This window comes from Bacillus sp. P4_D3, assembly GCF_056401855.1.
The window spans coordinates 1-6564 of the sequence record NZ_JBFUIN010000166.1 but is presented as its reverse complement, the minus strand read 5'-3'; the positions used below and the strand labels follow the sequence as shown (position 1 = coordinate 6564).

Below are 6564 nucleotides of genomic sequence, written 5' to 3'. Positions count from 1 at the left end.
ATTTCATATAGCGGACATATACTATTGTAAGGTCGGCATCCAAATGACCCAAATAAATACCCATGCCAAGAAATAAAACTACAAAGTATTTCTTGGCACCTTTTACATAAAATAAATAAATTTATTAAAAATGTACAAACCTAATTAAAAACCTACACATATAATGTATTCTACCTTTCTATTAATTTATTAAAGGGATTTATTTTATATAAATCCCTTCTTTTTTAAGTATTTAAATACTTAATTTAATCTACATAACATAATAATTCCTAAAAACAAAATAAGATAAGAGCTTTCCCCTTATCTTTATTTAAAGCGCTATTAAATTACTCGTTGAACACTAATAGCATCTAGGCTTGTCATATTAATATTCACAGCAGCATCCACCCAAATAAGAAATCCATCCTCTATACGAATAAAGACTCCTATTCCATCGATTGGATCTCCACCTAAAAAAACTCTAATTTTGTCGCCTTCCCGTAAACCATTTAATCTTCTTCGTCTTTCAAAATTCCCCAATTCCCTTACTTCCTCACGGTCTCTTTTTCTTCGGTTTCTAATACATTCATCACATTCACATCTACGTTCAAAAGACATTTAACATAACCCCTTTTTCCTAAAAAACTTATTTGCACTATATATTATGAAAGAAATAAATTAATGGATTAGATGTTCTTCCTCTACCAATTGCCCAATTAGCTAATTTATTTAAAATGAAAATTACTAATTTCAACAATTGTACAAGCCATTTTGTATTACTTACATACATTAACAATGAGATGATAATCATCTTATACCCCAAAACCCTAAATTACTTGTTCGGTAACTATCTTTAAAAGATAGAAAAAAGGACAGTTTTCAACTGTCCTTTTTTATTATTTACAAAGATATATATTTTGAAAATTAAACCCCTCTTACTAATAAATACATATATTATATAGTGCTCTAACACACTATTAAAAAGCACTCCCTTAAGTAAATATGTGAAGTGGATTAGCCTAAAACCGAACTTCAATAATCRGGCGCCTTAATTGAGCAAGGATCACAAAAATCATCAAACTTTATTCAAAATCTACAACAAAGCATATAAATTTCGTATCTATCCAACGAAGGAACAAAAAATATTAATTGTTAAAACCATTGGGTGCAATCGCTTTGTATTCAATTTCTTATTGAGCGAATGGGGCAGTTTATTTAAAGAAGTAAATCAAATCGCATAGGCTACAAAAAAGAAAGCAAACTAAAATCGTGGGTGCTGATGACGAATAAACACAACTCCGCTATCTGTATATAGTGTATTTATTATAGTTGGCATCCTTGAAGGAATAACTAAATCAAGCTACAAGGGTGGTGAAAAAATGGCTAAAAATAAGAATAATCAATTGAAGAACAATAAAAATGCTGTACCAAAAGCAGATGTAGAATTTGCGGGAGAAAATGGACTTGAAAAAATCGCATTAAGAGCCCAAAAAAAATCAAAATAAGTAAACAATAGGGGGCAGTAAATCTGTCCCTTTGTTCCTCAAAATTAACATAGTTCTTCAAAAAAATAAGCATCTTTTGTTAGCATAAAACCAATGTATTGCAAAACCTGGAAAGTCCCCTCAGAAGTTCTGAAAGTACTTTCCATTCACATAATTAGTGTTATCGTAAGTCAATGTTATTGTTAGTTTGGATTCGACTTTTGTATAGTTGACGAAATTTGATGAAAGAGATAATTCTCCAAGGTAAGATATATCCCAGTGCTACAGTCATAAATAGTGCTGCTTCTGTTTCTGGACCTAGCCATTTTAAATAATCACGAAGTAAAAAACGGATAATAAGTACGATGAGAAAGGTAATAATAAAGCTCTTGTTTCTTACAGCATAAATATGCTGATCGAATCGGAGTTCATAGTGAGTGGTCCAAATAAGTGGAATTGACAAAAGAAATCCAAAGATAGCTGCACAAATCCATACCCAGCCAGCGGCATGTGCTTTTGGATTTAAGATGATGTGAATGCAGGGGAGTAACAAAAATAGTATGGGTAAGAGAATGCGGGTTCCGTTTCCTTTAATAGGGCGATACATTGCCAAAGTTCTACGCCATATGACTAACGCAGCAATTATGATTACAATAGTGTAAAACGAAGAAGAATCCATGATTTCACCTCAACACATAGAATATTTCAATTATATGGAAAGTACAGATGGTTGGATAGTGGTATTCATCCTGATTGGGGAAATATAACATTAATTTGTGATATCATATATAGGTATTTGCCATTACATACTATTGCAAGAGGTAAGCAAAGAGGCTTATCCCTTATGTATCAAGGATTACGCCTTTTTTTCTTTTGAAAGATTTATAGAAAAAAACATACTTGTTTTATTAAGTATGCAGTCTCAGAATTGTCCTTATTTCCCATATAACAATCGCATATTTGCTAGTTAGTTTAATACTTTTTGTAATGGAACAGCTGCAATCTAAAATTATGATTTGAGTACATGCAATATATACAATACCCCTGGCATATAGCTAATAGCGTATAGCGCGCTTATAGCTAAACAACAAGTCCACTGCCAAAGTAGGGCTATTTTTTTCTGCCTTTTGTGGTAATATCGGTGTTGCCGTTTCACGCATTAGTTTATATTCAAGCTGTGCAGTGATAATAAAGCTGTTTAATTGTAAACGTAAAAGAGCGATATCCTAAAAACTACGATAGACGGTATAATAAAAGCAATATATATAGAAATACGTTTGCTTTCGAAAGGGAGTACATATATGAAAATAAAAAAGGGCAAAAAACACTTGGTTATGCTTTTGAACAAGCTACAAAGCATAGGAAATACCCGAAATTAATAAGGATAATTTATAGGAGGTACTTTAAAATGTTTATCGTAAATGTTGAAGGTGCTATAAGGAAAAATGATAAATGGCTTATTATTGAAAGAAGCAAAAAAGAGGAACATGCTGGTGGTTGGCTTTCTCTTGTGGGAGGTAAGGTAGATATAGAAGGGAATTCATCAGACATATTAGAGAGAACAGTAAAGCGAGAAATATTAGAAGAAGTCGGTGTGAGCGTAAAAGACAGGCTAAATTATGTACATAGTACGTCATTCGTAACCGATACAGGTGAAAATGTTGTGGATATTGTTTTTCTTTGCGAATATGAATCGGGGGAGGCATTTTCTAAAAGTCACGATGAGGTTGAAGAAGTATTATGGTTAACTACTGATGAAATATTAAATCACCCCAATTCGCCAATTTATTTAAAAGAAAGCATTAATCAGGCGGAAGCGTTGATTCGTATTCATTCTTCATAACGCTTTAAATTTATAATAGAAGTAAAGTTGTTATACATAAATGGGGGAAACCTTGGAATTTATCTTGTTCAATTATCGGGCGCTATTGTTGAATAAAACTTAGATTTTTAAACGACTTTATTGTTATATTTTTAAGTACAGTGAAGTATCTTATGTCGAAAATTAAACGACTATATTTTAACCCCGTCCTAAATTTAGAACGGGGTTATGCTTGTTTTAGGTTTTAAAATTAAATAACTTTATTGTCTTTTTACATCAGTATGTCTAAGTTTCAGAGATTAGTTACATAAATCTTATAGTTTTTGCACCAGAAGCCTAGCTTTCATACTGTAAAATTTCTTTGAGGGTGAGAGGAACTCTCATGGTAAAGGAAATGCTGAATAAAAAGCGTAGAATCGATTATACGGAAAGGAAATGGAATCCTCTTATTAATATAAATGAATGTAAAATAGATAAAAAAGAACTTAAATTCTTGACAGATAGAAAATAAGTTCTTTCTTTGTTTGTGGAGTTTGTTTAGCATTGTGTTGGAGCACTATATAATATATGCATTTATTAGTAAGAGGTGTTTAATTCCCAAAATATATATCTTTGTAAATAAGAAAAAAAGACAGTTTTCAACTGTCCTTTTTTCTATCTTTTAAAGATAGTTAACGAACTGGTAATTTGGGATTTGGAGTATAGTAAGATGATTATCATCTCATTGTTAATGTATGTAAGTAATACAAAATGGCTTGTACAATTGTTAAAATTAGTGATTTTTTTTTGATAAATTAGTTAATTGGATGTTTGATAGAGGAAGAAAGTCTAATCAATTAATTTATTTCTTTCATAATATATAATGCAGATAAAAATTTTTAGGAAAAAGGGGGTATATTAAATGTCTTTTGAACGTAGATGTGAATGTGATGAATGTAATAGAAATCGAAGAAGAAGAAGATGTGAATGTGATGAATGTAATAGAAACCGAAGAAGAAGAAGAGAACGTGAGGAAGTAAGAGAACTGGGGGATTTTGAAGGACGAAGAAGATTAAACGGTTTACGAGAAGGCGACAAAATTAACGTTTTTTCAGGCGGAGATCAGATCGATGGAAGAGGAGTCTTTGTTCGTATAGAGGATGGATTTCTTATTTGGGTGGATGCTGCTGCTAATATTAATGTGACAAGCCTAGATGTTATTAGTGTTCGACGCGTAGCTTAATAGCATTTTAAATAATGTAAATGTGTTGAACATAATAGAAACCGAAAAAAAAGAGATTATGAGGAGGTGAGACAATTGGGTAATTTTGGAGAACGAAGAAGATTAGATGGTTTACGAGAAGGCGACAGAATTAACGTTTTTTCAGGCGGAGATCAGATCGATGGAAACGGAGTCTTTATTCGTATAGAGGATGGATTTCTTATTTGGGTGGATGCTGCTGCAAACATTAATGTGACAAGCCTAGATGTTATTAGTGTTCGACGCATAGGTTAATAGCGCTTTAAATAAATATAAGGAAAAGATAGGATAAGAGCGAAGGGCTCTTATCTTATTTTTTTAGGAATTATTATGTTATGTAGGTTAAATTAAGTATTTAAATACTGAAAAAAGGGATTTATATAAAATTAAATCCCTTTAAGGAGATAATAAGAGAGGTAGGGTACATTATATGTATAGATTTTTAATTAGGTTTGTACACTTTTAATAAATTTATTTGTTTTATGTAAAAGGTGCCAAGAAATACTTTGTAGTTTTATTTCTTGGCATGGGTATTTATTTGGGTCATTTGGATGCCGACCTTACAATAGTATATGTCCGCTATATGAAATGGTTTGTTATTTACGTTCAGTTCAGTAAATTTAGGAAAGAAAAAACACCTATTTTTTAATAGGTGTTTTTTCTGCAAATTGGCTTATAAAATTAAAGGAAAGGTTTTTCTATTCAATCATTTTTAAAAGTCATCTTTATGATCATGATCATGATCATCACATTCTCTAAAATGCTTACGCTTGCAACAGAAACGATYACAATCAGGTGAATTTATAGAGATTACGTTAATTCTGTTAATCGCAATACGTGCTAATCCTGGGAAACAATCAAAGTCAGATAAAATAATTACGTTGTTCCCTTGAAAACCTTGGAATGTTGCACTTGTAGGTCTTTGATGATCATATTGAATAACAATACAAGTACCAGGAGTTAATGTGTGTAAGAATTGTGCTAATTCTGGATTATTATTCACCTGTCTATTGTTTTCATCTTTTCTGTGATGATCTCTATGATGATCTCTCCGATCATCTCTCCGATCATCACATCTATTGAAATCACAACCTCCACCAAAACCAAAACCCATAATAATTACCCCCTTTCGTTCGTTAGTACATCTTATGCTCGTCTAGAAAGGATGGTGTGAGTATATGAGTCTAGTTAAGTGTGGATTTTTTATGTAAATATGAAATTTGTTTAATAATATTATTTTTGGTTCTGGTGCAAAAAATCTATAAAACTTGGACATACTGATACTATTACTCTAAAAAGGTGTGTAATTGGTATGGAACGAATTGAAGCTGCTGAAGAATTAATTGAGGATATGAGGGAGTGTTTTTTGAACGGAACATCCTTAAGGTGTGAAGCTAATGATTTTAACGAATTCCCCGAAAGAATTCTCCTTCCTCAAGCGTGTGAAGGGCGTAGCCCAACGGTAGGTGGGAGATGAATTTCGGTTTGGCGTAGCCAAAAAGTGCGTAACTGTGCTTTTTATTTTCTCTATGATACAATCAGTCTTATAAGATGAAAAAGTTGGTATATAAATGAAATTTGATAGTAATAATCATTCAGTGTTCTTGTTGTATTATCATCTTGTGTTGGTTGTGAAAWACAGAAGAAATGTATTTGATGATGATATGTCAGACTATGCAAAAGACATGTTTGTAAGGTTATCYGAGAATTACAACATAACAYTGGTAGAGTGGAATCATGATGTTGACCATGTACATATYTTGTTCAAGGCACATCCTAATACAGAAATGACAAAATTCATTAATGCTTATAAAAGTGCAAGYTCTCGACTCATTAAAAGAGATTTTCCACCAGTAAAAAAGAAACTTTGGAAAGAGATGTTTTGGTCAAGAAGTTTTTGCTTACTAACTACTGGTGGTTCACCAATAGACGTGGTAATGAAGTATATTGAAAATCAAGGTGAAAAGTGAGGTGAAATGATATGACAAAGCATAATAAAGCATATAAATTTCGTTTGTATCCAACAGAAGAACAAGCAT

At 31.9% G+C, this 6564-nt stretch carries 9 protein-coding genes and 2 pseudogenes; 7 read left to right on the top strand and 4 right to left on the bottom strand.

Annotated elements, in window-relative coordinates; all coding sequences use genetic code 11:
* Positions 1-321: 321 nt before the first annotated feature.
* Together AC1DTM_RS15835 and AC1DTM_RS15830 are read right to left on the bottom strand one after the other, a co-directional pair.
* A complete protein-coding gene (locus AC1DTM_RS15835; protein ID WP_002144367.1) occupies positions 322-597 on the bottom strand; it encodes a hypothetical protein in 276 nt (91 codons plus the stop codon).
* 37 nt (positions 598-634) lie between these two features.
* The gene (locus AC1DTM_RS15830) at positions 635-790 is read right to left on the bottom strand and encodes a hypothetical protein (protein WP_164091251.1); all 156 of its coding nucleotides are present in this window, start codon (positions 788-790) and stop codon (positions 635-637) included.
* A gap of 280 nt (positions 791-1070) precedes the next feature.
* On the opposite strand from AC1DTM_RS15830, the pseudogene AC1DTM_RS15825 reads away from it, so the two are divergent.
* Together AC1DTM_RS15825 and AC1DTM_RS15820 are read left to right on the top strand one after the other, a co-directional pair.
* A pseudogene (locus AC1DTM_RS15825) lies at positions 1071-1211 on the top strand (helix-turn-helix domain-containing protein); the annotation flags it as partial.
* 147 nt (positions 1212-1358) lie between these two features.
* Positions 1359-1484 carry a hypothetical protein gene (locus AC1DTM_RS15820; RefSeq protein ID WP_001107285.1) on the top strand — a complete coding sequence of 42 codons (126 nt, stop codon included), beginning with the start codon at positions 1359-1361 and terminating at the stop codon, positions 1482-1484.
* A gap of 160 nt (positions 1485-1644) precedes the next feature.
* Here the strand turns inward: AC1DTM_RS15820 and AC1DTM_RS15815 are convergent, their stop codons facing one another.
* Positions 1645-2142, bottom strand: coding sequence for a CcdC protein domain-containing protein (locus AC1DTM_RS15815; RefSeq protein ID WP_002144370.1), 498 nt, complete (start codon positions 2140-2142; stop codon positions 1645-1647).
* A 729-nt stretch (positions 2143-2871) separates the two neighbouring features.
* On the opposite strand from AC1DTM_RS15815, the gene AC1DTM_RS15810 reads away from it, so the two are divergent.
* The 3 genes and pseudogenes from AC1DTM_RS15810 to AC1DTM_RS15800 form a co-directional block, all read left to right on the top strand.
* Positions 2872-3306: an NUDIX hydrolase gene (locus AC1DTM_RS15810; RefSeq protein WP_016103975.1), complete on the top strand. Its 435-nt coding sequence runs from the start codon at positions 2872-2874 to the stop codon at positions 3304-3306.
* An 880-nt stretch (positions 3307-4186) separates the two neighbouring features.
* Positions 4187-4507 carry a hypothetical protein gene (locus AC1DTM_RS15805; protein ID WP_012259982.1) on the top strand — a complete coding sequence of 107 codons (321 nt, stop codon included), beginning with the start codon at positions 4187-4189 and terminating at the stop codon, positions 4505-4507.
* A 15-nt stretch (positions 4508-4522) separates the two neighbouring features.
* Positions 4523-4780, top strand: a pseudogene (locus AC1DTM_RS15800) (hypothetical protein); the annotation flags it as partial.
* A gap of 457 nt (positions 4781-5237) precedes the next feature.
* On the opposite strand, the gene AC1DTM_RS15795 reads toward AC1DTM_RS15800, so the two are convergent.
* Positions 5238-5639, bottom strand: coding sequence for a hypothetical protein (locus tag AC1DTM_RS15795; RefSeq protein WP_477000459.1), 402 nt, complete (start codon positions 5637-5639; stop codon positions 5238-5240).
* Between the two features lie 457 nt (positions 5640-6096).
* Here AC1DTM_RS15795 and tnpA point away from each other — a divergent pair, with 457 nt between their 5' ends.
* Entirely contained in the window at positions 6097-6495 is a 399-nt protein-coding gene (tnpA, locus tag AC1DTM_RS15790; protein ID WP_477000458.1) for an IS200/IS605 family transposase, read from the top strand.
* An 11-nt stretch (positions 6496-6506) separates the two neighbouring features.
* A partial coding sequence (locus tag AC1DTM_RS15785; protein ID WP_133117059.1) for a helix-turn-helix domain-containing protein occupies positions 6507-6564 on the top strand: 58 nt, incomplete at its 3' end.

Bases quoted from the DNA above. Each gene is read 5' to 3' on its own strand.
- AC1DTM_RS15820 (WP_001107285.1), top strand. From the start codon at position 1,359: ATGGCTAAAAATAAGAATAATCAATTGAAGAACAATAAAAATGCTGTA.
- AC1DTM_RS15815 (WP_002144370.1), bottom strand. From the start codon at position 2,142: ATGGATTCTTCTTCGTTTTACACTATTGTAATCATAATTGCTGCGTTA.
- AC1DTM_RS15805 (WP_012259982.1), top strand. From the start codon at position 4,187: ATGTCTTTTGAACGTAGATGTGAATGTGATGAATGTAATAGAAATCGA.
- AC1DTM_RS15830 (WP_164091251.1), bottom strand. From the start codon at position 790: ATGATTATCATCTCATTGTTAATGTATGTAAGTAATACAAAATGGCTT.
- AC1DTM_RS15835 (WP_002144367.1), bottom strand. From the start codon at position 597: ATGTCTTTTGAACGTAGATGTGAATGTGATGAATGTATTAGAAACCGA.
- AC1DTM_RS15810 (WP_016103975.1), top strand. From the start codon at position 2,872: ATGTTTATCGTAAATGTTGAAGGTGCTATAAGGAAAAATGATAAATGG.